Source organism: Algoriphagus aquatilis (genome assembly GCF_042657405.1).
In the GTDB taxonomy this organism is placed as follows: Bacteria; Bacteroidota; Bacteroidia; order Cytophagales; family Cyclobacteriaceae; genus Algoriphagus; species Algoriphagus aquatilis.
Genome location: NZ_JBHSKS010000002.1, coordinates 164,694 through 191,523, shown reverse-complemented (window position 1 = coordinate 191,523; position 26,830 = coordinate 164,694). Strand labels below are relative to the sequence as shown.

Here is a 26,830-nt window from a genome sequence, read left to right as displayed (position 1 = left end):
AGTGGCCACAAATATTTCTTTGGTATTATACCTAAAAAGCTGAACCAAAGGGTTAAAATTTTACTTGAAAAGGTATTCTTGCTTTTATCTAATTTCGCCCAAACACATCGCCCTCATGAGTACCACTCCTCAAATCATCCGAGTAGCCATCAATGGATTTGGCAGAATAGGCCGATACACCGCCAAACTTATGCTTACTCATCCACAGCTCAACTTGGTGGCAATAAATGATTTGGCAGATAGATCAGCCATTGCTCATTTGCTCAAATATGATTCGGTTCATGGAAAATATGAATCTGACATAAGCTTGGTATCAGACAAACTTAGAGTTAACAATCATGAGATCAACCTACTTTCTAAATCAGACCCGAAGGAATTGCCATGGAAAAAACTCAATATAGACGTGGTGATCGAATGCACCGGAAGATTTACACATAGAGAGGGCGCCAACATGCATCTCATAGCAGGTGCCAAAAAAGTCATCATCTCAGCACCTTCTCAAGAGGATTCCATACCGATGGTCGTGATGGGGGTAAATGACCATCATTTAGATGGAACCGAGCAAATCGTTTCCAACGCTTCCTGTACTACCAATTGCCTTGCACCCATGATTCAGGTATTAGACCAGCATTTTGGGGTGATCAAAGGATTTGCCTCGACGGTCCACTCCTATACCAATGATCAAAACCTTCATGATGCACCCCATCGGGATTTGAGAAGAGCTAGGGCTGCAGCTTATTCCATCATTCCTACCACAACTAATGCTGGAAAGGCCTTGGATCGGGTACTTCCCGAGTTGTCAGGAAAGATTGAAGCATCAGCTATGAGGGTCCCGGTACCAGACGGCTCCTTGACTGACTTGATTGTAGAATTGGGAAAAGAAGTGAGTGTAGAGGAGGTAAATTCTGCATTTAAAAAGGCAGAAAATGAGAGCTTAAAAGGATATCTCCAAGTGGAATCAGATCCGATAGTTTCGATGGACATCATAGGAAATCCTCATTCTTGTATCATCGATGAGGCACTTACCTCCTCAAAAGGATCAATGGTTAAAGTAGTAGGATGGTATGATAATGAATCCGGCTATGCCAACCGACTTGTTGATTTGACTGTTAAGCTTTTCAAAAAGTAAAGCCAGCTGGACTTTTTATATGAAAGAGGGGATTAAATGGGTTATTATCAAACTATAAACAGTGATTAACCCATCTCACGAATTTATTTTATCAGCCTCACCTGGTAATTTTTAATTGCGTTTTCGAGGATAATTTTTTCCAATTTACCCCCTTCATAATAATAGCGGTTTGTATTTCCATCAACCGTAATCTCATAAGCTCCGGGTCCAATTTTCTTAATTGGCCCAGTCACTCCATAAACCTCTGATAGGAAAATCTCACGATCGGTTGGTTCATGAAAAAACATTTTAGCACTACTCCATGCATACGGACCTTTTAAAGGCCTTTCGTTCTCATATTCATAAGAGGCAGCATTGACAGCATAGTGATTACCCTTCCAATCAATTTTGGAAGAAAAATCCCCTCTATTGGTTTTGGAGTCAGATCTAGCCTTGACCAGTTTACCTCCCAGAAAGTGAGACCGGGTGTTGAATTTCAATTCAACATTTCCAAAAAACCAAAATTTCACTTGACTGTCCACTTTATATAGCAAAGAGTCAGAATGACTCACTTTTTGGGCCACCATATTTCCGATTTTCATTCCCAAAACGACAATTTCATACTTGGCAGACTCAGCAGTCTGGGCAGATCCTTTTTGCGAAAAAAACAGAACCAAGACTAGAAATAAAGTAATCTTTTTCAATTTAACAGCAACCTCCTCCATCGTAAAAAAAGGTTGATTCTGAAATATATATATCTTTTCTCTCCAAAGAGCTAAGGACCGATGCCGTCTTATCACACACGGCTAAAGGCTGATTATTTAACAAAACATGACCTTTATGATCATCGAAATATTCCTGATCTCCGAAGTAGATGGCTGTTTTGCCTGTAAAAATGCAAGGGCCATCTTCCGGCATTGGATCTTTGATCGCGCATACCTCTATGGAATCCAAAAAGATAAGTTCAGGAGTATTATAATGTCCCGGTGCTAAGATTCGATAGGGACGCTTAGCACGTACTTCCACGGTGCCAAACCCTGCATCTGTAATCAACTTAAGATAGTCCTGCATCGCGAGCGAACCACTAAGGCAAAGTGCCCTCAAACGCTCGTCTTTTTTGAGATTTTCAGGCATTGGGTTTTGGGTGATCGGGTCACTGAGAACAAGTCTACCATGTGGTTTTAGTACCCGATACATTTCCTTAAGTGCTCTCTTCAAATCCTCAGGTGTGAAAATATTGAAGAGGCAATTTTGCGCAGCCACATCAATCGAATTATTTTCAACAGGAAGCGAAAGCGCATTTCCTTTTTTTAGGGAAACATACTCTCGCTTAAACCAATGATTGGATTGTTCCGCTAAAGAGAGATTTTTATCACAAGCCTCTAACATTTCATCCACGACATCCACACCGATCACCCCATTTATTTGTCTGGAGAAATAGGCAAACTGCAATACTTCCATGCCGCCCCCCACACCTACATAGAGAATTTTGGGTTGATTGACCAAATCTCTCGGGTGTACAGTGCTGCCACAGCCATAATTCATCTCTTGCATGATTTTAGGAATGCTGAGATCCGGTAATTGCCAAATAGGTGTGGTGGTACAGCAAAGGCCTACATCTGGCTTTAATGCTGCCTGTTTGTAGACATCAATGGTGGTATCCAGGTAATTTTCCATAGATAGGGTTTTGGGTAATAAACCTCATCCAATCTTCTTCCTCATCTATATCGTGGAGTTTGGGAAGCAAACTGAAAGTAAGATTATGGTGATTAGCTTGTTCCAAAGTTCGGGAAAAGACCTGTGAAGTGCTCCATTTGATTCCCTGAAATAAACAAGAATGCGCTGACTTCATTCCAAGTAGGTAATACCCTCCATCTGCTGCAGGACCAATCACCAAATCAGATTGGTTCAAAAGATTGAAGGCCTGATTCAAAAATTCATGGGTCAATTCAGGACAATCTGTCCCGATAATTACTGCTTTTTGAAACCCCATGGAAAAGATCTTTTGAAAAGCATTCTTCATTTTTTCTCCTAAATCCACACCTTCCTGGAGATAAAGAGAATGATTTGGATTAGGATTATTTCCTGGGATGAAGTCGGAAAAAAAAACCATTTTCTCTTGAGGAATCTGTTCTACTTCTTCGAAAGTCTTCCTCAAAAGAAATGTATAAATCGACAAAGCCAACTCATCTCCAACTGTAGATGCAAGCCGGGTTTTAACCAGGCCTTTGATTGGGTTTTTCTGAAAAATAATAAGCGCCTCTTGACTCATCCAGCCGTAGCTCCTCCGCAGCTTGAACCTGCCCCGGCAGTACATCCGAAGCAATGGTTGTTTACTACAATCGCTCTTTGGGAAACGGCAGAGGAATTCCAATTCGATATGTGTTGATGATTTTTAACCTCTACCTTCAGATTAAGCATTTGGTTAAAGTCACAATCAAACAGGTAACCATCCCAACCAATGGATAAGGTATTCCGGCACATTACTCCTTCTGCAGCCACAGGATTAAAAGCTGAAATGAGCTTTTCCATGTAATTTTCATAATTACCTGACCTCAGCAGATATTCCAAAAATCTGGAAATGGGAAGATTGGTAATCGTAAATAAGGAATTGAATCTGATCTGATATCTTTCCCAGAGTTTCTTTTTAAACTCCGCTTCTAATTCATTTTGTGAGCCAGGTAAAAACGCACCTGAAGGATTATATACTAAATTGATAATCAAATCAGTATGATCATTTCCATAACCCACAGAATTAAGCATTTTCAAAGCTTCGATCGACTTTTCAAAAACACCTTGGCCACGCTGTGCATCCGTCTTGAGTGCGGTAAAGTAAGGCAAAGAGGATACCACCTCTACCCTGTTTTCCTTGAAAAACTCTGGTAAATCGTGAAATCTTGGGTTTGCCAATATGATTGTAAGGTTACATCGCACAATAATTTTGACCTCGGGTCTGACCTTCCTTATTTCGGAAACCAGCCATCGAAACTCCGAATTCATTTCAGGCGCACCACCTGTAAGGTCCACAGTGTGAATACTTTTCTCAACTGCAATGATTTCGAGACATTGCATCATGGTCTCCTTGGTCATGATTTCCTTGCGATCTGGTCCTGCATCAACATGACAATGCTTACATACCTGATTGCACATTTTTCCCAAATTCATTTGAAAAATCTCCAATCCTGTAGGCATTAATGGAAACAGTCCAACTTGCTCTAGACGCTGGCTAAAGCTGGCAAAGCCAGAAGGTAGCTCTGTTTCCAATATGTGAAGCTCCTCATCCGGGTTGGCCAAAGCATGTTGCTGTGCTTTTAATGTTTTCACTTTTTGGTTTTTTGAATTTGAGGGACTTTAAACAAACCGCTTACATGGAGATTTCATTGATCTTATTCATCATCTGTGTCGCATGAACCAAAGAAGCACCACCGCGAATGGCCGCAGCTACGTGAACAGCTTCCATCATTTGCTCTTCATCACAGCCTTTTTCCAAGGTATCTGTCGTGTAAGCATCAATGCAATAAGGGCATTGGATAGCATGAGCAACAGCTAGAGCAATAAGGGATTTTTCTCTAGCTGTGAGTGCTCCCTCTTTAAAGACTTCAGCATAATAAGTAAAAAACTTATCTCCCATTGGCTTTTGAAGATCTGTGATTTTACCAAATTTCTTGAGGTCTTCCGGATTGTAGTAGGTTTTCATTATAAATGGATATGGATTGATGTTTTAGCAATTTTGAAAATACAGAATGCATATACTCCAAAAAACCTATTCATGTAAGTTGTTTCAAAAAGTATTCTAACAATAGCTAAAGCTCTAGAATCCAAGGACATTTTTTAAGCTGAAGAAATTAGTCAAAACCTTTCAAGGAAGCATTGAATTAACTGCAGCGATTTCATGAAAAAGAATGGGACTCCAAGCACAACTCAATTTTAAAATGAGGGGAAATAAAAAAGGGTCGCTGTCAGCGACCCTTTTTGCATGATTAGAGGAGGTCAAATAACCTCGGCAAGAACAAAGTGATTTCAGGAAAAAGCATGATTAAAGCCAAGGCAATAATCATAGCAAGGAAGAATGGCAGAAGTGGCTTAATGACTTGGGTAAGTGAAATTTTTGCGATAGAAACTCCTACAAATAATAAAGAACCTACCGGGGGAGTGCAAAGGCCAATACAGAGGTTGACCACCATCATTATCCCAAAATGAACGGGATCGACTCCAACCTTGGTAACTACAGGCAGGAAGATTGGTGTAAAAATCAACACTGCAGGCGTTATATCCATAAATACTCCTACAATAAGTAAAATAATATTGATCAAAATGAGAATCACCCATTTGTTATCACTGACATTGAGCATAAACTCACTGATCTTCTGCGGGATATCCTCTGCTGACATTACCCAGGACATACTCATGGACGTACCGATCAATAAGAGAACCACAGCTGTAGTTTCAGATGATCTAACCAAAATTCCCGGAAGCTCACTCCATTTTAGTTCCCTGTAAGCAAAGGATAAAACCAAGGTATACACGACAGCAATTGCAGAAGCTTCAGTAGCAGTGAAAACACCTGCGACAATACCTCCAATTACCACAAACAATAAGAATAAACTCGGTACTGCTCTCCAGAAGGACTTACCTAAGAAGCTCAAGGTGACGCGCTCACCGGCAGGCAAATTATTTTTCTTGATAAAAATGGCAGCACAGGCCATCAGAACCAAACCTAACAGAATACCCGGTAAGTACCCAGCTACAAACAATGCCGCAATAGAGACCCCACCACTGGCTAAAGAATAAATAATCAGAACATTGGATGGAGGGATGATCAATCCAGTGGTGGAAGATGTAATGTTAACCGCAGCCCCTAGGGTTTTTGGATAGCCCTCCTCATCCATTCGCTTTCCCAAAATACTTCCTAATGCAGAAGCAGCAGCAGCAGCAGAACCTGCAATTGCACCAAACAGCATAGAGGCAATTACATTCACATACAATAGACCTCCCGGTAATCTTCCTGTAAGTCCTTTTGCAAAATCAATTAATCGATTGGCTATTCCACCTTTATTCATAATCTCTCCTGCCAATACGAAAAAGGGGATCGCCAAAAGAGAAAAGCTATCTAAACCAGTAGCCAACCGTTGGGCAATAGTAGTCGCTGAAGGCAGGGCTGCTACCGTAATAATCAAGGTGAAAAAGCTTGAAAGTCCTAAACTCCAAGCCACGGGTACTCCTAAGACCAACAGGGTCACAAAGCTGAGTACCAAGATCAAAATACCAATCCACTCCATGATTATTCCTGATTTTTAATAAGTTGTACGATATGGAAAATGTGGTAATACACGACCAGCAATCCTGAAACTGGTACGATGCCATAAACCCACGACAAGGGTATCTGAAGTGTAGCTGATTTCTGTTGCAAAATCTGAGTGATGTATACCAAGTTACCGCCTCCCCAAACCATAATCACTGCACCAAAAAAAATCACCATTGAATGGATAAATAATTGAAGGTAAAGAAGCTTTTTACCCTTCAGTTTTTCTGGCAATATATCAATAGCTAAGTGACCATTTTTACCGGAAACATATGCTGCCCCTGCCAATCCCAACCATATCATGCTATACCTGGAAAGCTCATCTGTGAAAGAGCTTGGATCTCCCATGACGTAACGAGAAAAAACCTGCCAGGTCACATTAATAACCATCAATCCCATCAATACAGCGATGAGAACCCGGATAAATTGATCTAATTTCTCTTTCAATATCATCACTTTGTGTTTTGAATTCGTTGGATGAGTTGACCTAATTGCGGATTCTCTTTGGTCACCAACTCATAAACAGATTGTACTTGAGTTTGGAATGGCTCTTTGGAAGGATAACTAATTTGAACACCAGCCTTTTGTACTTCCCTCATGGATTCTTCCACAGAAGCTTTCCATAGCTCGGATTGATAAATGGCAGACTCATCTGCAGCTTCCTGCATCCATTGTTGTTCCTCTGGACTCAACTGATCCCAAACCACTGTGCTTACCAAAACCACATCGGGAATAGCCGTATGCTCATCAATAGAGAGGTATTTACATACCTCATAGTGACGTGAATTGTAAAAGCTCGGAAGGTTATTTTCTGCGGCATCTACAATTCCCTGTTGCAAGGCAGTGTATAATTCCCCGTAAGCAACGGGAGTCGGAGAACCTCCCATACTTCGGATCATATTGATCGCCATTTTTGATTCCTGTACTCTGACTTTTAGCCCAGTCAAGTCAGCAGGTGTTTCAATAGGTTTAGCTTTGCTGTAGAAACTTCTTTTTCCAGCATCATAAAAGCATAAACCCCGAAGCCAAAATTTTTCGGAGCTCAGCAATAGCTCAGTCCCTATTTCACCATTTAACACTTTTGAAATATGGTCATCATCTCTAAAAAGAAAAGGCAACCCTAAAACACTGATCTCAGGAGAAAAAGCTTCGAGAGATGCCGCAGAAACTTTGGTCATACCAAGGCTTCCTATCTGTAAAAGCTCCAAAAGCTCGCGTTCAGTACCCAACTGTTGATTGGGATAAACTTTTACTCTAATCCTACCTTTGGATTTCTCTTCTAGCTTTTTGGCTAGAAAAACCATGGCATTGTGAACTGGGTGAGCCGTCACCTGAGCATGGCCCATTTTGATGACTTTTATGCGGGAGTCGGACTGACAGCCTCCATATCCAAAGAGAAGAAGCAATCCAAAGAGAAGGAATCGGTTGTATTTCATTAGGGTCTATTGTCTCTTAGAGAGGCGATAATGTTCATAGCATTCTTGACAGATTCCTGAATTTCCAAAAAGGCCCCTTTTGCAATCAGGTCCTTTCTGAATAATTGAGAACCCATACCCACACAGAGCACTCCGGCATCAAACCAAGATTTCATGCTTTTTTCAGTGGGTTCTACCCCACCCGTTGGGATGATTTCAATTTTTGGCATCACTGCGTGGACTGCAGGGACAAACTCAGGTGTCAGAATGTTAGCAGGATAGATCTTTACTAGCTCAGAACCAAGTTCCTGCGCGAAAAAAACTTCGGAAACGGTTCCGCATCCGGGGATCCATGGCACTTCTACCCTAGCACAATATTCTCCCAATTTTGGATTCATCACAGGCGCTACAATAAATTCAGCACCCATATCAATGAACTCCTCCGCTTCATGTGGATGATAAATTGTGCCTGCACCCAAATATAATCCTGGCATACGGTCGGCCGCTTCCCTTATTTTTGGAAATATTGATTTGGCTTCCTTGCCACGATTGACCATTTCGATTACCCTCACTCCTCCTTCATAGGCAGAATAAAGTAGATCCAGACAAACTTGCTCATCAGGATGAAAGAAAATTGGCATCATACCACCGGCATGCATGCGCTTAATAAAGGGAGTTGGGTTTCTCATTATCGCTTGATTTTTCCGCCACCTTCACCGGCAGCCAATTCTTGAACTTCTTGAAGAGAACAAAGCAGAATATCACCGGGTACACTGTGCTTGATAGCACCGGCTGCCATAGCAAACTCTATGGCATCTTTTGGTCCCAGGTGGAGCAGGCCGTAGATCAATCCACCACCAAAAGCATCTCCAGTACCTACCCGATCCACAATGTGGGTCAACTCATAGGATCTGGAGGAGTATGTCTTTTTTTTGCTGTAAAGAGAGGCCGAGATGGTGTTATTTGATGAACTGTGTGAGATTCTGTCTGTCTTCACGATATATTCCAGCTTAGGATACCGATCAAAAGCCATATTCCTTACTTCAGTAAAGCTCTTGTAATCCTCATTGAGACATTGCTTGAAGTCTCTTGTCCCTGCTATGATCACGTGAGTGAGTTCCATCAAAGCAGGCATAATTTCATGAGGAGCCTTTCCAAATTGCCAGAGATTGCTCCGGTAATTGAGATCTCCACTTACTTTGATGCCTTTTTCGTTAGCTTTTTTTAGGGCTGTCAAAGTTAAGTCTGCACAATGCTGGGAAAGTGCCGGCGTAATACCAGACCAATGCACCCAATCTACTCCATCCAAAATCGAATCCCAATCCAGTTTACTTCCGTCAAAATTTGCAAAGGCAGAACCAGCCCGATCGTAGATTACTTGCGAGCTCCGTTGCATTGCACCTTGCTCCAAGTAATAGACACCCATTCTACCGGGAATATGAGGAATGAATCGCGTATCGATTCCATTTTTTCGAAGCTGACCTGCCGCTGCCCAACCGATCTCGTGATCAGGAAAAGCAGTGATATGAGCGACGTGCATCCCCCAATAAGCTAATGCAGCTCCGACATTGGCTTCTGATCCTCCAAATTCCACATCAAAGGAATGGGTCTGGAAGAAACGCTGATTTCCGGGTGGTGAAAGTCTCAGCATGACTTCACCGATAGTGACAATTTTCTTCATGGAAGAATATTTTTTTCTCTAATTTGACCAAAATAAGGAATAAAAACGATGCACAACACTTCCCTACTTTTAGATCCATTGGACAATGTCGGTGTCGCACTCACTGACCTTAAGCCAGGAGAAAAAGTCAAAACCAATTCATTTGAACTTGATATTCAGGAATTTGTACCCGCCAAACACAAGTTCGCCTTACGTGATTTTTCAAAGGGCGAGGACATATTAATGTATGGTACAGTCGTCGGAGAAGCTACCCAGGCTATCCCTACAGGGTATGCCATCACTCTTGCCAATATCAAGCATAAAACTCGTGAATACGAACTTACAGCAGGTAATTTTGAATGGAATTCACCAGCTATTGAAGCTTGGAAAGACAAGACTTTTTTAGGCTATAAAAGAGCTGATAATCAGGTAGGAACAGCCAATTATTGGTTGGTTTTACCTATGGTTTTTTGTGAAAACACCAATGTAAAATTACTCCAGGAGGCTTTTGAAAATGCACTTGGTTTTTCCCAACCGAATCCTTATGAAATCCAGATCAAAAACCTCATTTCGGGGCTAAAAACCGAAAAATTTACGGAAACGGTTTCGCAAAATCACTCGAAAACCGGCTCGAAAATCTTCGAAAACCTCGACGGAATTCGGTTTCTGACCCATTCCATGGGTTGTGGAGGTACGCGAAGTGATGCCGAGGCACTGTGTGCTTTATTGGCAGGTTATATCCACCACCCGAATGTTGCCGGCGCCACCATCTTGAGTCTAGGATGCCAAAACGCTCAAGTAAGTATACTAAAAGAAAAACTGGCCCAACTCAACTGCCAAAAACCCTTGGTCATTTGTGAACAGCAGCAGGAAGGTACCACTGAGGCTCTGATTTCTAAAGCAATTCAGGAAACATTTGAGGGGTTGATTGAGGCGAATAAATGCAAAAGAGAACCTGTACCCTTGAGCAAACTCGTCATTGGCCTTGAATGTGGAGGTTCGGATGGTTTTTCAGGAATCTCTGCCAATCCTACATTAGGAAGGGTTTCTGATTTAATTGTTGCCTTGGGAGGGATCGCTATACTATCAGAATTCCCGGAACTCTGCGGTGCAGAGCAAACCTTGATCAATCGATGCGAGACACCTGGCCTCGCAGAGAAGTTTGTACACTTGATGGAAGCGTATAACGATGCTGCCAAGCGAGTAGGAAGTGGTTTTGACATGAATCCTAGTCCGGGGAATATTAAAGATGGCTTGCTAACTGATGCCATCAAGTCTTGTGGTGCCGCCAAAAAAGGAGGAACAGCTCCTATTTCGGATGTTTTGGACTATACAGAATATGTGAAAACCCCTGGTTTGAATTTGCTATGTACACCTGGTAATGATGTGGAAAGTACCACTGGACTGGCAGGAAGCGGAGCTAATGTCATTTTATTCACTACCGGACTGGGAACACCTACCGGGAATCCAATCAGCCCTGTCATCAAGATATCAACTAATACTAAAATGGCCACCAAAATGCCTGATATTATTGATTTTAACACGGGTACAGTAATCACTGGAGAAGATACCATCGAATCAGCCGGAGATAAACTGATGAATTACATCATAGATGTGGCAAGCGGAAGGATACAAACCAAAGCTGAGGAAAAAAGAAACTTTGATTTTATCCCTTGGAAGAGAGGGGTATCCCTATAAAATAAAAGAGCGGCACTTGAACTCAAGGCCGCTCTTTTTTAATTAAAAGGGGTGATTAGAATACTATTGTTGCTCTTAATGTGGTTTCTCCAGCACCATTTCCAGGATTAAAAAAACCAACTACTTTACCCATTCCTGAGGCAGTTTCAAATTTTCCTGTACCTCCAATAATTTCGACATCTGCTGTAAAATTTATCCTTGTCTCAGATACTGGAGAGGTTACATTCAAAATATTTTTAAAGTAAATGGTATTTCCCTTACCATCAGTAGTAAGAGAACTCACTTCATCAGGAATATTTGTCAATCCAAACTCATTAGCTAACTGTTCTGCAAAGAACATAGTAACAGGTGCACCTACGGTAACGGGACCCTGTGGCCCAAATTCAGCTCTCTGATTAATGAATGAATAAGCCTTTCCCATATAGGTCGCATTCCCAACTCCAGTTCCTGGATAAAATGCTGGCAACTTAAGATCTGGATTAAATCCCTCAGCGGGTACAAATCCAATAGAATTTGTAAATTTCTCCTGATAGGCAACACCATTCGGAGATTTCCTCAAATTCTCAAAACCCCCTTCTTGACTACCAGCATCAGCAACTTCATTTGCTAGCTTAGCAGCTTCACTAGTCATGGGTGTTTCACCCTCTGGCATACAGGATGAAATGAGCAAGGCAATTGCCAAACTCAAGCCTGTTAATTTTAAGTAATTCTTTTTCATAGTACTTTTTGATTTAGGTGATTGATCTTTTTTGACATTATTTTAACATTTCCGAGAAAAAAACTGTTTTGAAAAATTAGTTTCAAATCTCCTCAAAACATTTTTTTTGTAGTTCATACCAATAAAAATGCCAAATGCATCAACCTACAATAAAAAAGTTGGCAGAAGAGGCTTTTTTTCGAATTTTCTTAGCCTCTTGGTAAGTTTCAGAATTGTACCATTCCAAGGCTTTTTCTCTATTGGGAAATTCCAATAAAACCAAGCGGTCATGTTTCCACTCTCCTTCCAATGCTTCAATGGGTAATCCTCGAATGACAAACTTCCCCCCGAATGGTTCCAGACTCCCAGGAGTTAATTTTTTGTAATCTTCATAAACTTCCATATTATGGATATCTACTTCTCCTAAAATAAAGGCGGACATAATCTTTAAGGTTTGAAAGCCCAATCTGATTAATAAATACGAAATGGAAAACAGCACTATTCAAATACTTCAATTTGGGACAGGAAATTTTCTCAGGGCATTCATTGAACCTATGGTTCAGGATATTTCTTCGCCAGAAAAACCTCTGAATATCTGCATGATACAAAGCACAGGTGGAAATACCCTAGCAGGTCTAAAAAATCAAACGTTTCAATACCACGTGGCAGTAGCTGGCATAGATACTGGAAATAAGGTGGAGGAAATTCAGAAGATAACCTGTGTTAAAGATGGTCTTCACCTGCCTGCCGAAGCGGATAAGTTTTTTGATTTCGCCGCTAATCCTGATGTCAAATGGATCATTTCCAATGTAACGGAGGCAGGAATGGTCTGGAAAAATGAAGGTCCGATTACAAAATTTGCGGAATCCTTTGCGGGCAGGTTAACCCAATGGCTTTATCGTAGGTTTCTGAATTTACCTTCGGCCCAAACAGTCATTTTACCCTGTGAACTGCTTCCTAAAAACGGAGACCTTCTCAAGGAATTTGTGTTGAACCACGCACAAGATTGGCAGTTACCTACAGAGTTTAGCCTTTGGATCAATAAGCAATGCAGGTTTTTGAATTCCTTGGTAGACCGAATTGTCCCGGGATTTCCTTCCCATTTAGAATTGAAAGAAAAAGAAAATGATGCGTTTGTCGTGCAGACTGAACCCTATTGCTTTTGGGCCATCGAGGGAGATGAGAAAGACAGACATTTGCTGCCTTTTTTAGATAGCAAAGCTGAAGTTGTATTAAGCAATTCAATCGACTATTATTCCTTACGGAAAATCAGGATACTTAATGGACTTCACACCTTTATGGCTGCAAAAGGACTACTAGAGGGAATTGTAACTGTGGGAGAGTATGTGTCCAATGAAGAAAATCTAATTGTATTAAATCAATTATTGGAAATGGAAATCTACCCTTGTTTGCCAGGTCCCAAAGAAGACCTCGAACGCTATGCAAATCAGGTTCTGGATCGATTCAGAAATCCTTTCGTTTCTCACAAATTGGCAGATATATCATTGAATTCTATCGCTAAATTCAAGAGTAGGCTTGCTCCAATCTTTGACTTCCATATCCAACAAACAGGGTCTTTACCTCCTATTGCCACTTTAGGACTCGTTTCTCTTATCCTTTTTTACTTAAATCATTCTGATAAAATTAGAGATACCGCAGAGGTGAAAGAGTACTTCTTAAACCAAAATGAATCACTGTCTGAATTTGAAAAAATCACTATTTCAATCAAAGATCTCTTTGGATTTGAAGATTTAGGAAGCCTTTTAGTTGCTTATGAAAAAGTGAGGAAAACTAGGTAAACTCTAGTTTTCCTCAAAACCTAAACCTGCTGCAAATCTGATTTTTGCATAGGATGTACGAAGCTTCGAGGCCAAGTCATTCAAAGTAAGTCTAGAATCAAATACCGCTACTTCCCGGGCATTGACCAGAAAAAGAGTGCTTTCCCCTATTTCAAATCTTCGCATTTCACCGGCTAAAAGTGCTTCCAAGCTTTTTACATTTTGGGAAATCGTATTGACTTGCTGATTAAGAATAGACCAATTATACAACTCTGAATCAAGCTTAGTCCGCAACTGAAGTTCCTTTAGATCCCGTGAAGTCTGTTTCATTTCGATTTTAGCCTTTGTAAGACCAACAGCACCTCTGGTTTTCCTTAATAATAAAGGGGTGTAAAATGAAACGCCCCATTTATAATTGTTTTCAAAAAAGGGAGAGGGATTAAACTCTGAAATCGTCTCAGATAAGAAATTGTATTTCAATTTGACAACGGGCAAAAGCTGTTGGGTTTTAAGTCTTTTTTCCACGTCCAGACTAGCCAATTCAAAATCAGTCAACCTCAATTCAGGATGTCTTGCCACCAGAGTTCTGAGTTCTTGGGCATCAGGAACCTCAGTAAACTCCTCAAAGAGTCCCTGAGGAAAGACGCCGAGGCCAAGTTCCATGGGATTACCATCTTCATCCCAAAGAAATGTATTTAACTCCTGAGTAGCTGCAAAGAAGGTATTTTCAGCGATCTGCAGGCGATATTGACGGTTTAGCAATTGGGTAAAGGCCTCTACTGTATCGATTGCGGCTTGATCTCCCAATTCGAAGAATCGCTTCACCGCATTAAACCTGAATTTTGCCAGCTCCACTCCTTCACGCAGGACATCCACGTTTTCCTTTGCCAATGACCATCTCCAATACATGTCAGTTGCCTGTAGATTAAGCTGATTGAGCATATTTTGACGCTCTACTTCTGTGGATTGCTGATAGATTTGGGCTTTTCGAAGCGTAGCTCTTCGATCGTCCAAAATTAGTCCTTGCCCCAAATTGACTGAAGCACCAGCGGAAAGCAATCCAGTAGCAGGCACATTACTCTCTGAGTTTAGAAATCTGCCCGTATTTTGTTCAAAAATCCCATTCAACTCCACCCCCATCCAAGTAGGAACCACCACGCCAGCTTCTCTTTTATCAAAATAGGTTGATTCCTTGTATTCTTTCTTGTCCAGATTCCCATAAATCATCGGATCAAATCCGCCTCTTGCCTGCCTCACTTCCATCTGCCCCATTCTCAGATTGATTTCAGCTTGTACAGCAATAGGATGGTAAAGCTCTACCCACTCCATAAATTGCTCAAAATTCAATTTGAGTGAATCCTGAGCTCTTGATGTAAGAGAGATCAAACTGACCAATACTATTAAAATTCCTTTTTTCATTTCTTGGTAGAAGCTGCTTTGTCTTTTTCTTCTTGAGAATAGTAGTCTGCCGGGAAACCGTTCAATTGACGCCAGATCTCATACCAAACCGGCACATCATTGAGTAAGGCAATGCCATCAGCACCTGATCCAATTCTCAACAAATCAGGCCAATTATCCTCCTCAGGATCTTCTACAACCAACACCCTGTATTGATTATTTGAACCAGCAAACTGATCAATCGCAACTACAACACCGCCAAATGTACCGTTGGAAATCTGTGGCCATCCTGAGAATACAATGGCTGGCCACCCATCAAATATGAATCTGACCTTGTTACCCACCTTGATCAAAGGTAAATCCACTGGCTGAACATACATCTCCACTGCCAATTCAGCCTCTGATGGAACGATATTCACTATTTCAGCACCCTCTTTGATCGTTTCACCAATACCCACTTGAATGGCTTTAGCGATGTAGCCGTTTTGTGGAGCCAAAATGTATCTGTAACGAGTTCTTTGCTCATAATTGGAATACTGATTTTCCAATTTGGTCACAGTCGCTTCAGCGTCAAATTGGGAAGAAAGCGCTGTGTATTTGTCCGACTCGGCTTTTGCAAGCTTGTCTTTGAATTCATTGTCAATGGCATCCAGATCGATTCTGGCCGTAATGAGTTCATTCTGACTGCTTAGTAATTTATTCTCAGAAGAAATGAGCTTTGCCTGAACATCCTGAAATTTCAATCTTCGGCTTTCCAGAACTGTCAGAGAGTTCAATCCTTCTTTGAACAATTGCTCCGCTCGATCCAGCTGATACTTTCCGATGTCATAGTCAACTTTAGCCTGTACAAATCCAATACTATCGGATTGAACCTTTAGCTCTGCGATTTTCAGCTTGTTCTGTGCTTGCTGAAGTTTCAGTACATTATTTCTCCGTAGCGCTTCGATTTGATCCTGAAGTGCTGAAACCTTATCCCCATAGGATCTTGCTGCAAGAGATTTGGCGTCTACCTGCTGTTGCGTCCTAGGCAAAAGCAAAGAGTCGAAATACTCGTCTTTTACCTCAGAAATCCTCAAAATAGTATCACCTGCTGCCACAAAATCGCCTTCGGCCACGTACCATTTTTCTATTCTACCTGCGATAATAGAATGTACTGTCTGTGGTCTTTGGTCTGGTCGTAGTGCCGTTACATAGCCTTTGGATCGGATATTTTGAGTCCACGGCAGGAAAAGCATAATAAAAGCAGCTATCAATACTCCTGTAAGGATTCTGAGACGTTTTTGACTTTCCTTTCGAGGAAGTGTCATCACAAGACTTTTGGCACCGCTGAAAGGAATGGATTCCTTAATCGTATTTGAAGATATGTTCAACATGGCCTTTTACTTTTTAAATTTTTTATACTCTTCAAAGCTTCCTTGGAAAAGGAGTTTACCTTTTTCCATGTAAATGATCTCATCTGCCATTTTCTGGACAGCTTCCTCATTAGATACTATCAAGAGAGTCCACGCCCCTTTCATGATGAAGTTCACTACCTTTTCTTTGATATGTGGATCTACGTAACTCAAGACATTTTCCATAATCAGGGCTTTGGGATGTCCGACAAATCCACGAGCTAGCAATATCTGATGGGCTAATGTTTTAGAAAGGCCTTTGCCTTCAGGTTGGAGCATGGTCTCCAAGCCTAGAGGCTGTTGATAGATGTGGTCTTTTAAATCTACAAGGCCAAGAATGAAGTCAACTTGATCCTGATCGTAATCTCTTCCCATCAAAATGTTTTCCTTGATTGTGCCATGAAAAATCTGCTGCAGCTCTAGGAAGTCTCCTACCATTCCTCTGTATTTCTCCAGATTGATATACTCCAAGGAAAGATCATTTACCAAAACTTTGCCCTCATATTCTTCATAGAGTCCTGAGAATAAAGCCATCATGGCACTCTTGCCACTACCGCTTTCACCCGTAACCACCACTTTTTTACCAGGCTGAATTGTCAATGAAACCCCCTTAAGCAATGGCTCTGGTGAATCCAAAGGCTGAAAAATAACATCCTCTAATCCAAACTTCAAACCTTCTGGCTGAGATTGGATGATCTTCTCTCCTGGGCCATGATGCTCCAGTTCCAAATCCATGATGTGCCCCAATTTTTCTACAGACACAAGGGTATCATATACTGTTTCCAAGGAAAGAATCAACTTTTCCACTGAGTTGACCACCAAGACAATGATTACCTCTGCGGCTACAAACTGCCCGATAGAAATCTGGTCATTGATCAATAAAAAGCTCCCTGCCAATAATAAACTTGTCACAATTAGCACTTTAAAGGCAATCATGACTTTATATTGGAAAATCAACACATGGAAATGTTTGGATCTGAATTCCACATATTTCTGGATCAATTTATCCGCCCTGAGAATCGGCAAACGAGTGCTCCCCACCAATTTGAAGGAATTGAGTGTTCTACCCACTTCTTCCAGCCAATAGGCAGTTTGGTATTTGTAGGAGGACTCTTTGAGAGCGGTTTCCATACCTCGCGGGGCTGTGAAATAGAAAATCAATGCCAATATTCCGAACAATCCCAATCCAAATAAAATAAAGCTCGGATGGTAGAAGGAAAGTAGTAACAAGCCAAATACTACCTGCAGTAAAGCAGCTGAGAAGTCAATCAAAATCTTAGCTAGTCCTTTCTGGAGATTGACGGTATCAAAGAATCTGTTTACTATCTCGGGGCCATACTCACCGTGAAGAATTTCAGTTTTGACTTTTGGCAATCGATACGCGATAGATAACCCTGATTTGGAAAAAATCCGCTGCTGCAATCTTTCCATAATCTGAAGTTGGGAGATTTGGAGAAATCCTCCAAAAACCACCCCCAATGCCACAATGACCACTAATATCACCCAAGAGGTGGTAATTCGTCCACCTAGGATAAAATTAAGGATGGCCTGGATTCCCAAGGGTAAAGAAAGGGTAATCAACCCATTCAATACGGCATAAAAATATATCGCGTAGACTTGATTTTTTTCCTCCTTCAAGAGGCCAAAAAATCGTTGAGTTGGTGTTAAACCGGATGAGCTATGCATTAGGATATGGCTTTTTTCACTAATTGATGAAAGAATTTAAAACGATCTCCGCTGCCGGGCTGGGCGTCAATCATTCCGGGCAGATGTTGGGAATTAAAGGACTGCATCAGAGAGGACTCCATCAGAGTTGATACCAAGGTTTTCGGATATAAATAAGAAGGGTTGATTTCCTTTATAAGAGAAGTCACTCGATCACTGAATTTATAAACTTGAGAAAATATTCCTGATTCATGCTCACTGTCAACCTCCTTTGTCATATATCCCTTCAAGGATTCATTTACTACTATATATCGAAGCAAATCAGGATCAAGATGATCATTTTGGCGATAAATAGGTCCTTCGACCATCAACCGGATTGCTAGGGACAATCTCTCCTCAGGGTCAATTAAATTGGCAGTGGCAAACACAAAATTGTGCTCCAACCATGCCCAATACCAGGCATTTAGATAAAGGAGCAGCTTATGTTTATTTTCAAAATACCTATAGATAGCTGCCTCGGCACTTCCTATTTTCGCAGCCAATTTTTTGAAAGTAAACTGTTCTAGTCCAAGTTCTTGGATCATCAGAGATCCTTCCCTTACGATCGAAATACCCAAATCTGAACTGAATGGATCTTTCAAATAAAGGCTGGAACTGACATCAACTCGTATTTTTTTCAGTATAGATTCCATTTTGAGTGAATCAAATCTTCAGTCTAAACGGGTCTAAAAATTAAAAAGTTTGTTTTTCTATTCTTTTTGTTAGTATTAATCGCAAAAAGTTAATTTTAATTACCGCTCCGCCAAGCCAAAGCCACTAATTCCTCTAAAGTGACATAGTGAAGTGAAGCTTCATTTGTCGCTTCTAACACTACAAATGGCGCTACGCCTGCATTTTTAGCTTCTACCCAACGCATCACACAGAGGCACCATTTATCTCCAGGTTTCAAGCCTGGAAATAAATATTCAGGTCTGGGAGTCATTAAATCATTTCCCCTTGATTTTGAGAATTCCAAAAACTCGGCTGTTACAACCGCGCATACCGTATGTGTCCCCAAATCTTGAGGGCTTGTTTCGCAACAGCCATTCCTGAAAAAACCGGTAAGAGGATCAAGACTGCATGGCATCAAAGGCTCCCCAAATACATTTCTAAACATATATCCTAGGATTTTTGGCTACCCAATAGGCCCAATAGATCAAAATAGGATGGATAAGCAAGAGTCTTACCCAGCCAATCCAAGCATCTACACATAGTCCATTATCTATGCATGATCCGATCTGAATGAAATAAACATGAGAAGGAATAAATGCTAAAAGCATCAGGACTATCCCAAAAGCAGCACGAGTTCGGGTGGGAAAATACATAATCCCCAAACCAAGCAAGATTTCAGCAACTCCTGATAAACTATTGATAAGGTCAGGATTGGAGAAAAAGGGAGGAATCAATGGAAGATAAAAATCAGGGGAAACAAAATGATTGATCCCCGCTGCCAAATAAAAATAGGCTAGTGAATGAATGATAACTTTCTTTTGCCAAATCTTCATGATTTCAGGTAGTAATTAATTTCCAAAATGTACCTGAATTAAAGTCAGCGGAGGAATTTTTGTTCAAATATTTACATCGACTTGGAGATTAATCTCCTCTGTACTTCAGCTTACCGGCTGCATATTGGTACAATGTCTTGGAATATCGCAGCATAGCAGGAAGCAATATGATATTCAAGACCACCACAGTTGCCATATACATCCAAAGCTTGGGATCCTCTACCAAAACCGTTACCGAGACCAATGAGGTTATTACCAATGCCACCGAGAAAGCATAACTGATGTACATAGCCCCATCGTAAAAACCGGGTTCGGGAATCAGGTTTGATCCGCAAACCTCACAATGTTTCTGCGTTGCAGACAGTTTTCGATAACTAAATGGTGAAACAGGAAAGAGATTTCCTTCTCTGCAACAAGGACACTTAGCGGTAGCAATTGCTAATCCTAGACTCTTGGCCATAACTTGAAAATTATACACGAAATTATCTTTATTCCCAGTAATTCATCTGTGACTTGAGTTACCAATCCAATCGCTAATTCAAGAACAGGAGAAAATTACGTCCACTTTCGACTAGGTAAAAGAAATAGTCAGACATACGTTTTGAGTTACCAGGAACGCAATACCTATCGGCTTTGGTGTTTTTCATTTTTTGACTTGAAAAATTTATCCTATCGTTTGCCATCCTGGAATCGAACAATACCACATTTCAGCCTTAGATGGCAATCTCTTACCACATCTTTACATTCAAAGTAAGATTTCATTTCTGCAGGTTTAAGCTATTTTAAGAAACTTAGCTAGAGCCATGACGTAACTTTGAATATGGCAAAAACTAAAAGTGGAAATTTGATTACAGCATTTAGATCAAATGGATGGAGATCATTCATCCATTCTGTGCTGGTAATCAACTTGATCAACCTTTCGGTAAATTTTGCTGAGAAGAATCAGGAACTTGAAGATCCTGTGGATACTGTTTCTGAAATGATCTTCGAATGGTGTCTCGAAGGTGACACTGAAGCTATACCTGATAATGGAACAGAACAAGAAGATCAGCACCTAAAGCCTTTGAAGATATTTTTCGTTTCGGTCTTGGGTTTTTCTTGGATGGTGGAAAAACTATTTTTAAGTCAAATCGGTGACGCCTATATAAGTCATTTTACGCCTATTTTTCTTTCTCTAAGTTCCCCCCCGCCTGATTTAGATTGAAATTTTGCTTTTAATCAATCAAAAATCTACACCATATTATCAATGAAAAAATTAGTATTCCTAGCCATTTGGCTTTGGACTATAAACGCCTTTGCGCAAACCGAACAAGACAGCCTAAAGATCCAAAGACAGCAACTAGATAGTCTCTTTTTGGAAGAAATAGAGAATCCTGGTCCCTTTCGAAAACCTAAACTCTTACATGCTGAACCACTGTACATTGATCTCATAAGAGACCTTGGGGCTCGGAAAGGGGAAAAGGAATGGAATGTGGGTATGGGTATGCAGGATAAACGAAAATATGATGAGTTTCACACTTTAATCGAATATGAATGGGCTCCCATCGATCGGCTAGGACTGGAGATTGAATTGCCATTTAGTACTTATTCTTTCAGGAATGGTCAGCGAGAAGGAAAAACACCTGCAAACAGACTTGAGTCATTAAAACTGGCTTCCCAATACACCTTTTTGGTATCTGAAAAAAGAAATGTATCCATGGCATTGGGCTACATCCATGAATTTGAGATTCAAGATTTTAATCGATTGGGTAAAGAAAAGGCATGGAAGGGTAATGTATTTAATCCTTTTTTAGTAGCAGCCAAAAGATGGGGGACCAATTATCATACCCTGATTTACACCGGTCCTAAAGTCATAAAAGAATTTAATTATAATACCGAGGTCAATCTGGGCATTAACCTGAATTTTCATTACATGGTCACGGGAACTCGTAATTTCATTGGCTTGGAGGTCAATCAAGAAATTCAAAGAGGAACCCTTTCGACCACGCTAAGGCCACAAATGAGATTGGGATTGGCCGAAAACCTAATGATCGGAATTGTCTCAGCTATTCCCATCGGTCAAACTGATGCCGGCCTTGGTTCATTTATGAGGATCATTTATGAACCTGGATTCAGGGCTTTTCATTAAAAAAGGGGCTTACAGCCCCTTTTTATCTTATTTCCTCAAGATCATAATCCTTACCTCTACCCCACTGAAGCAACTCATAAAGCGTATAAAACTCCAAGGTATCAAGGTCTTTAACTCGGAAATTTTCACCCGAAAGCCGATCTACCACCTCTATCTTTCTGATCTCTCCCTGATTCACCAATCGATAAACCCTCCCTACTCTTAGGTTGTCCAGTGCCAAAGCCATTACTTATGCTTTTGATTTGATGACCACGCCAGTGGCCTCGAAAGTAATCTCCTTTTTTGGTTCAGTGATAGCTTCTACTTCTTCTTTGGATTTCCCTTGATCCTCAGCAAAATGACGAAGTGTCTCTACATCAGTCTCGGACAATGTGGCAACCCCATCCATGACAATCGGAAATCCTTGAGAATTGGTAGGAATGAAAAACCCATAATCCTTAAATGTCACTCTCATAGACTGACCATTAGGCAATTCCATGGCAAACCAGCATCCCTTTTTAGTACAGACTTCCTTGATCTCACCGGAAATCTTCCCTTCAAAAGTACCATCTGCTTCCACTTTACTGACCATCTCCGCAGTCGTCAAGACAGCCTCCTCATTGATCAAGTCTCCATAATTACCCGGAACTACTTCTGCCTCTCCCACTACTTCATAAGTGGTTTTCTGAGCCACTTCAGCAGCTTTTTGGCAAGAGGCAAACCCTAAAAGAACAGCTAAAATCAAAATTAGATGTGTATTTTTCATAGAAAGAATATTTAATTCCAAAAGTAAGTGAATCAACCAACTTGAAAAAGCAAAATTATTAGCAGCAATTAAATCAGTCATTTTGATTGATTTTTAGGGTGTTTTTTACAAAAAAGCTAATGCATTAAAAACTTTCGAATTAATTCTATCAACAAAACTTCAATTTTTTTAACAATCCTGTAATTTTACAGACGCTAGCACCTATTGACCCTGCTCTTATGCCTTATACCAAGAAGTTTATTATCGATTTTGACAGTACGTTTACCCAGGTCGAAGCCCTGGATATTTTGGGAGAAATAAGTCTAAAAAACGATCCAGATCAAGATTCTAAACTCCAAGCCATCAAAGACATCACCGATAAAGGGATGGAAGGAACGATTACGTTTAGAGAAAGTCTGGAGCAACGACTCACCATTCTTCAAGCTAATCGTGATCAAATCTCAGAGCTCATTGAGCGACTGAAATTGAAAGTTTCCAAATCTTTTGAGCGAAATAAAGAATGGCTGAAAGACAATGGAAAAGATGTTTACATCATTTCCAATGGATTCAAGGACTTTATTATTCCGATCGTCAGCCAATATGGAATCCAAAAGGAAAATGTCTTTGCCAATGATTTTGTCTATGATGAAAATGGAAAAATCATCGATTTCAACAGAGACAACCCCCTTTCCAAAAATAATGGCAAGTCTGAAACGCTGAGAAACGTCAATCTGGAAGGCGAAATCTTTGTCATCGGGGACGGGTATACAGATTATGAAATTAAGGCCTCGGGACTGGCAAACAAGTTTTATGCGTTTACAGAAAATGTCCACCGGCCTAGAGTAACCAGTCAGGCGGATCATATTGCACCTAGTTTTGACGAAATTTTATACATCAATAAATTGAACACTAAGTTTTCTTATCCCAAGAGCCGAATCAAAGTTCTACTTCTCGAGAATGTTCATCCAATTGGCGTGGAACTTCTGAAAGAAGAAGGCTACCAGGTGGAAGTCGCCACAGGGGCCATGAGTGAAGAGGAACTTTGCGAAAAAATCAAGAATGTATCCATTCTTGGAATCAGGTCTAAAACCAATGTGACCAAGAAAGTTCTGGACAATGCAAACCGACTTCTTGCAGTTGGAGCCTTTTGCATCGGCACCAATCAGATTGACCTAGAAGAGTGTCAGAGAAAAGGCATTGCAGTTTTCAATGCACCATTTTCAAACACTCGTTCGGTAGTAGAGATGGCTATTGCCGAAATCATTTTCCTAATGAGAAGATTTCAGGATAAGTCAGTAGGTATGCATGAGGGAAAATGGGACAAATCCGCAACCGGTTCATTTGAAATACGAGGAAAAAAACTGGGAATAGTTGGCTACGGAAACATCGGAGCTCAGCTATCAGTCCTTGCTGAAAATCTGGGAATGAACGTTTTCTACTACGATGTCATCGAAAAACTAGCGCTTGGAAATGCCACCAAACTCAATTCTTTGGAGGAATTATTGAGCAGCTGTGATGTGGTATCACTTCATGTAGATGGGAGAAAGGATAATAAATGCCTGATTGATCGAGAAAAAATCAACCAAATGAAGCCCGGTGCCATTTTGGTCAATTTGAGTCGTGGCCACGTGGTGGACATTCCGGCCTTGAGAGACGCTATCTTATCGGGGCATTTGGCTGGTTGTGCGGTAGATGTCTTCCCTGAGGAACCGAAAAACAACAAAGAACCGTTTGAATCTGAGCTAAAAGGCCTTCCAAATACCATCTTGACCCCACATATTGGAGGAAGTACGCTGGAGGCACAGGAGAACATCGCACGTTTTGTTCCTGGCAAAATCATGGAGTACATCAACACAGGCAATACTTACAATTCGGTTAACTTCCCAAATATTCAGTTGCCATTCTTGAAAGATGCTCATCGCTTGATCCATATTCACCACAATGAACCTGGTGTATTGGCAAAAATCAACCAAGTACTGGCCAGCTACAACATCAACATCGTGGGTCAATACCTGAAGACCAATGAGAAAATTGGCTATGTAATCACAGACATTGATAAAGTGTATGAAACAGATGCAATTGAAGCTTTGAAAAATATTCCGGGTACGATTAGATTTAGAACTCTTTATTAACTAATCACTCCATCTATTTACAAGCAAAAATCCCTGAGATTGACTCTCAGGGATTTTTGATTTATAGGTCAGTTTCCGTAATGTTCTTTGTAATAATCTTGGTATGCTCCTGAAGTGACCCTGGAAAGCCACTCTTCGTTTTGAAGATACCAATCGATGGTGATTTCGATCCCTTCTTCAAACTGTAGGCTTGGCTCCCAGCCCAATTCTTTTTGAATTTTGGTAGCATCGATTGCATAGCGCAAGTCATGACCTGCACGATCCTGAACAAAGGTGATCAGCTTTTCAGAGGTTCCCGGTTCTCTCCCCAGTTTTTCATCCATCTTCTGACAAAGCAATCGAACAATGTCGATGTTTTTCCATTCGTTAAAGCCCCCGATATTATACGTCTCACCAGGAACTCCTTTATGGAAAACGGTGTCAATTGCTCTCGCATGGTCTTTTACATACAACCAATCCCTTACATTTTCTCCTTTTCCATAAACAGGAAGAGGTTTTAGGTTTTTGATGTTATTGATAACCAGTGGAATTAGTTTTTCGGGAAAATGATTTGGGCCATAATTGTTGGAACAATTAGATACCACAGTTTTCATCTTGTAGGTATTGGCATAGGCCCTTACGAAATGGTCTGAAGCAGCCTTGGATGCAGAATAAGGAGATTGGGGATCGTAAGGAGTTGTTTCTAAGAAAAATCCACCATCATGTAATGATCCATATACCTCATCGGTAGACACATGATAGAAAAGATGCTTTTCCAGCTCACCTGTCCAATATTTTTTTGCAGCATTGAGGAGATTGACCGTTCCAAAAACATTGGTTTTAACAAATGCCAATGGGTCTGAGATCGATCGATCCACATGAGACTCAGCTGCCAAATGAATCACATCAGTGATTTTGTGTTTCTTAAATATTCTATCTAAAGCTGCTTCATCCTGAATATCTGCTTTTTCAAATAGATAATTGGGGGCATTCTCTACCGATTTTAGATTTTCCAGATTGCCAGCGTAGGTCAATGCGTCTAAATTGACGATGGTATATTCCGGATATTTGGTCACAAAAAGTTGAACCACATGGCTACCGATAAAACCAGCACCTCCTGTAATTAAAATAATTTTTGACATCTTATTTTTTGTAATAGCTTAAATACCAATCTGTAAATGCCTTAACTCCCTCATTAACGGAGGTTTCAGGTTTATATCCAGTATCTCTCACAAGGTCACTTACATCTGCATGAGAAGCGGGTACATCCCCTGGTTGTAAAGGTAAAAGTTCCATTTTTGCTGTTTTTCCGAGTCCCTTTTCCACTGCATGGATATAGTCCATCAATAGCACAGGTGAGGAATTACCAATGTTGTAAATCTTATAAGGGGCCTTAGAACTTCCTGGATCTGGATTTTGTGGATCAAAATGGGGATTTGGACTGGCAGGCCTATCTGCCACTTTTACAACACCCTTTACTATATCATCAACATAAGTGAAATCACGTTTCATCTTTCCATAGTTAAAGACCTTTATGGTTTCTCCTTTCAAAATGGCTTCTGTAAATAAGAACAATGCCATATCTGGCCTTCCCCATGGTCCATATACTGTAAAAAACCTCAATCCTGTGGTAGGTACTCCAAATAAATGGCTATACGTATGAGCCATCAATTCATTAGCCTTTTTCGAGGCTGCATATAGGGAAATAGGATGGTCTACAGAATCCGAAGTGGAGAATGGCATCTTCTCGTTGGAGCCATAGACCGAACTTGAGGAAGCATAGACTAAATGCTTGACCGGATGAAAACGGCAGCATTCTAAGATATTTAGAAAAGCAGAAATATTACTTTGAATATAGACCTCAGGATGAGTAAGTGAATGTCTGACCCCTGCCTGTGCGGCCAAATGAATCACCATATCAAATTTTTCTTTCTCAAAAAGTGCCATCAAAGGCTTTTTCTCACATATATCCAATTGAATGAATCGGTATTTGAGAATCGTGGTTGATTGAACTAATTCACCCAGTTGAATTGAAGATTTTTGGATTCCATGATGTTCTAATCGAGCATATTTCAGATTTACATCATAGTAATCATTAATCACGTCTAGGCCTACTACCTCATCTCCCCGATCTACTAAATACTGAGCTACATGGAAACCTATAAATCCGGCTGTTCCGGTCACGAGGAATTTCATATTGAAAAGCAATGC

General features: G+C 40.7%; 29 protein-coding genes. 6 read left to right on the top strand and 23 right to left on the bottom strand.

What is annotated here, in order from left to right:
* Window positions 1-115 precede the first annotated feature (115 nt).
* Window positions 116-1,129, top strand: coding sequence for a type I glyceraldehyde-3-phosphate dehydrogenase (gene gap, locus ACFPIK_RS03150; RefSeq protein WP_377912133.1), 1,014 nt, complete (start codon window positions 116-118; stop codon window positions 1,127-1,129).
* A gap of 83 nt (window positions 1,130-1,212) precedes the next feature.
* On the opposite strand, the gene ACFPIK_RS03145 is transcribed toward gap, so the two are convergent.
* From ACFPIK_RS03145 to ACFPIK_RS03100, 10 genes are all read right to left on the bottom strand, one after another.
* Complete coding sequence (locus ACFPIK_RS03145; RefSeq protein ID WP_377912131.1) at window positions 1,213-1,833, bottom strand: DUF6134 family protein; 621 nt, start codon at window positions 1,831-1,833, stop codon at window positions 1,213-1,215.
* Entirely contained in the window at window positions 1,814-2,785 is a 972-nt protein-coding gene (gene arsM, locus ACFPIK_RS03140) for an arsenosugar biosynthesis arsenite methyltransferase ArsM (RefSeq protein WP_377912129.1), read from the bottom strand. Before arsM ends, ACFPIK_RS03145 begins: the two co-directional genes overlap by 20 nt.
* Window positions 2,757-3,380 carry a TIGR04282 family arsenosugar biosynthesis glycosyltransferase gene (locus tag ACFPIK_RS03135; RefSeq protein ID WP_377912127.1) on the bottom strand — a complete coding sequence of 208 codons (624 nt, stop codon included), beginning with the start codon at window positions 3,378-3,380 and terminating at the stop codon, window positions 2,757-2,759. The genes arsM and ACFPIK_RS03135 overlap by 29 nt, the downstream gene beginning before the upstream one ends.
* Entirely contained in the window at window positions 3,377-4,432 is a 1,056-nt protein-coding gene (gene arsS, locus ACFPIK_RS03130) for an arsenosugar biosynthesis radical SAM (seleno)protein ArsS (RefSeq protein ID WP_377912125.1), read from the bottom strand. Before arsS ends, ACFPIK_RS03135 begins: the two co-directional genes overlap by 4 nt.
* Window positions 4,433-4,472: 40 nt before the next feature.
* On the bottom strand, window positions 4,473-4,805 hold the full coding sequence (locus tag ACFPIK_RS03125) for an arsenosugar biosynthesis-associated peroxidase-like protein (protein ID WP_377912123.1): 333 nt from the start codon (window positions 4,803-4,805) through the stop codon (window positions 4,473-4,475).
* Between the two features lie 283 nt (window positions 4,806-5,088).
* Window positions 5,089-6,387 carry a TRAP transporter large permease gene (locus ACFPIK_RS03120; protein ID WP_377912121.1) on the bottom strand — a complete coding sequence of 433 codons (1,299 nt, stop codon included), beginning with the start codon at window positions 6,385-6,387 and terminating at the stop codon, window positions 5,089-5,091.
* A gap of 2 nt (window positions 6,388-6,389) precedes the next feature.
* The gene (locus ACFPIK_RS03115) at window positions 6,390-6,863 is read right to left on the bottom strand and encodes a TRAP transporter small permease (RefSeq protein ID WP_377912119.1); all 474 of its coding nucleotides are present in this window, start codon (window positions 6,861-6,863) and stop codon (window positions 6,390-6,392) included.
* Window positions 6,863-7,846, bottom strand: coding sequence for a TRAP transporter substrate-binding protein (locus tag ACFPIK_RS03110; RefSeq protein ID WP_377912117.1), 984 nt, complete (start codon window positions 7,844-7,846; stop codon window positions 6,863-6,865). The genes ACFPIK_RS03115 and ACFPIK_RS03110 overlap by 1 nt, the downstream gene beginning before the upstream one ends.
* Entirely contained in the window at window positions 7,846-8,514 is a 669-nt protein-coding gene (locus ACFPIK_RS03105; RefSeq protein ID WP_377912115.1) for a beta/alpha barrel domain-containing protein, read from the bottom strand. The genes ACFPIK_RS03110 and ACFPIK_RS03105 overlap by 1 nt, the downstream gene beginning before the upstream one ends.
* Window positions 8,514-9,506: a sugar kinase gene (locus tag ACFPIK_RS03100; RefSeq protein WP_377912113.1), complete on the bottom strand. Its 993-nt coding sequence runs from the start codon at window positions 9,504-9,506 to the stop codon at window positions 8,514-8,516. The genes ACFPIK_RS03105 and ACFPIK_RS03100 overlap by 1 nt, the downstream gene beginning before the upstream one ends.
* A gap of 48 nt (window positions 9,507-9,554) precedes the next feature.
* On the opposite strand from ACFPIK_RS03100, the gene ACFPIK_RS03095 reads away from it, so the two are divergent.
* Window positions 9,555-11,183, top strand: a complete 1,629-nt coding sequence (locus ACFPIK_RS03095) for a UxaA family hydrolase (protein WP_377912111.1) — start codon at window positions 9,555-9,557, stop codon at window positions 11,181-11,183.
* Between the two features lie 55 nt (window positions 11,184-11,238).
* Here ACFPIK_RS03095 and ACFPIK_RS03090 read toward each other — a convergent pair whose 3' ends face one another.
* Both ACFPIK_RS03090 and ACFPIK_RS03085 read right to left on the bottom strand, forming a co-directional pair.
* Window positions 11,239-11,901, bottom strand: a complete 663-nt coding sequence (locus ACFPIK_RS03090) for a hypothetical protein (protein ID WP_377912109.1) — start codon at window positions 11,899-11,901, stop codon at window positions 11,239-11,241.
* A gap of 139 nt (window positions 11,902-12,040) precedes the next feature.
* A complete protein-coding gene (locus ACFPIK_RS03085) occupies window positions 12,041-12,322 on the bottom strand; it encodes a DUF1330 domain-containing protein (protein ID WP_377912107.1) in 282 nt (93 codons plus the stop codon).
* Window positions 12,323-12,365: 43 nt separating this feature from the next.
* Here ACFPIK_RS03085 and ACFPIK_RS03080 point away from each other — a divergent pair, with 43 nt between their 5' ends.
* Entirely contained in the window at window positions 12,366-13,679 is a 1,314-nt protein-coding gene (locus ACFPIK_RS03080) for a tagaturonate reductase (RefSeq protein WP_377912105.1), read from the top strand.
* A 3-nt stretch (window positions 13,680-13,682) separates the two neighbouring features.
* Here ACFPIK_RS03080 and ACFPIK_RS03075 read toward each other — a convergent pair whose 3' ends face one another.
* The 7 genes from ACFPIK_RS03075 to ACFPIK_RS03045 form a co-directional block, all read right to left on the bottom strand.
* Window positions 13,683-15,077, bottom strand: a complete 1,395-nt coding sequence (locus ACFPIK_RS03075; protein ID WP_377912103.1) for a TolC family protein — start codon at window positions 15,075-15,077, stop codon at window positions 13,683-13,685.
* Window positions 15,074-16,429, bottom strand: coding sequence for an HlyD family secretion protein (locus ACFPIK_RS03070; protein WP_377912101.1), 1,356 nt, complete (start codon window positions 16,427-16,429; stop codon window positions 15,074-15,076). The genes ACFPIK_RS03075 and ACFPIK_RS03070 overlap by 4 nt, the downstream gene beginning before the upstream one ends.
* Before the next feature lie 6 nt (window positions 16,430-16,435).
* On the bottom strand, window positions 16,436-18,133 hold the full coding sequence (locus ACFPIK_RS03065; RefSeq protein ID WP_377912099.1) for a peptidase domain-containing ABC transporter: 1,698 nt from the start codon (window positions 18,131-18,133) through the stop codon (window positions 16,436-16,438).
* On the bottom strand, window positions 18,133-18,804 hold the full coding sequence (locus ACFPIK_RS03060; RefSeq protein ID WP_377912097.1) for a TetR/AcrR family transcriptional regulator: 672 nt from the start codon (window positions 18,802-18,804) through the stop codon (window positions 18,133-18,135). The genes ACFPIK_RS03065 and ACFPIK_RS03060 overlap by 1 nt, the downstream gene beginning before the upstream one ends.
* Before the next feature lie 95 nt (window positions 18,805-18,899).
* Window positions 18,900-19,268: a DUF2237 family protein gene (locus ACFPIK_RS03055; protein ID WP_377912095.1), complete on the bottom strand. Its 369-nt coding sequence runs from the start codon at window positions 19,266-19,268 to the stop codon at window positions 18,900-18,902.
* On the bottom strand, window positions 19,261-19,656 hold the full coding sequence (locus ACFPIK_RS03050) for a DoxX family protein (protein WP_377912093.1): 396 nt from the start codon (window positions 19,654-19,656) through the stop codon (window positions 19,261-19,263). Before ACFPIK_RS03050 ends, ACFPIK_RS03055 begins: the two co-directional genes overlap by 8 nt.
* Before the next feature lie 88 nt (window positions 19,657-19,744).
* The gene (locus ACFPIK_RS03045; RefSeq protein WP_377912091.1) at window positions 19,745-20,116 is read right to left on the bottom strand and encodes a DUF983 domain-containing protein; all 372 of its coding nucleotides are present in this window, start codon (window positions 20,114-20,116) and stop codon (window positions 19,745-19,747) included.
* A 447-nt stretch (window positions 20,117-20,563) separates the two neighbouring features.
* Here ACFPIK_RS03045 and ACFPIK_RS03040 point away from each other — a divergent pair, with 447 nt between their 5' ends.
* Both ACFPIK_RS03040 and ACFPIK_RS03035 read left to right on the top strand, forming a co-directional pair.
* Complete coding sequence (locus ACFPIK_RS03040; protein WP_377912089.1) at window positions 20,564-20,860, top strand: hypothetical protein; 297 nt, start codon at window positions 20,564-20,566, stop codon at window positions 20,858-20,860.
* A 42-nt stretch (window positions 20,861-20,902) separates the two neighbouring features.
* A complete protein-coding gene (locus ACFPIK_RS03035) occupies window positions 20,903-21,784 on the top strand; it encodes an HAEPLYID family protein (RefSeq protein ID WP_377912087.1) in 882 nt (293 codons plus the stop codon).
* A 22-nt stretch (window positions 21,785-21,806) separates the two neighbouring features.
* Here ACFPIK_RS03035 and ACFPIK_RS03030 read toward each other — a convergent pair whose 3' ends face one another.
* The gene (locus ACFPIK_RS03030) at window positions 21,807-22,010 is read right to left on the bottom strand and encodes a hypothetical protein (RefSeq protein WP_377912085.1); all 204 of its coding nucleotides are present in this window, start codon (window positions 22,008-22,010) and stop codon (window positions 21,807-21,809) included.
* Between the two features lie 3 nt (window positions 22,011-22,013).
* The gene (locus ACFPIK_RS03025; protein ID WP_377912083.1) at window positions 22,014-22,529 is read right to left on the bottom strand and encodes a DUF4920 domain-containing protein; all 516 of its coding nucleotides are present in this window, start codon (window positions 22,527-22,529) and stop codon (window positions 22,014-22,016) included.
* Window positions 22,530-22,747: 218 nt separating this feature from the next.
* On the opposite strand from ACFPIK_RS03025, the gene serA reads away from it, so the two are divergent.
* On the top strand, window positions 22,748-24,640 hold the full coding sequence (gene serA, locus ACFPIK_RS03020) for a phosphoglycerate dehydrogenase (RefSeq protein ID WP_377912081.1): 1,893 nt from the start codon (window positions 22,748-22,750) through the stop codon (window positions 24,638-24,640).
* Between the two features lie 68 nt (window positions 24,641-24,708).
* Here the strand turns inward: serA and rfbB are convergent, their stop codons facing one another.
* Window positions 24,709-25,761: a dTDP-glucose 4,6-dehydratase gene (rfbB, locus tag ACFPIK_RS03015; protein WP_377912079.1), complete on the bottom strand. Its 1,053-nt coding sequence runs from the start codon at window positions 25,759-25,761 to the stop codon at window positions 24,709-24,711.
* A 1-nt stretch (window position 25,762) separates the two neighbouring features.
* Window positions 25,763-26,815, bottom strand: a complete 1,053-nt coding sequence (locus tag ACFPIK_RS03010) for an NAD-dependent epimerase (protein WP_377912077.1) — start codon at window positions 26,813-26,815, stop codon at window positions 25,763-25,765.
* Between the last annotated feature and the right edge of the window lie 15 nt (window positions 26,816-26,830).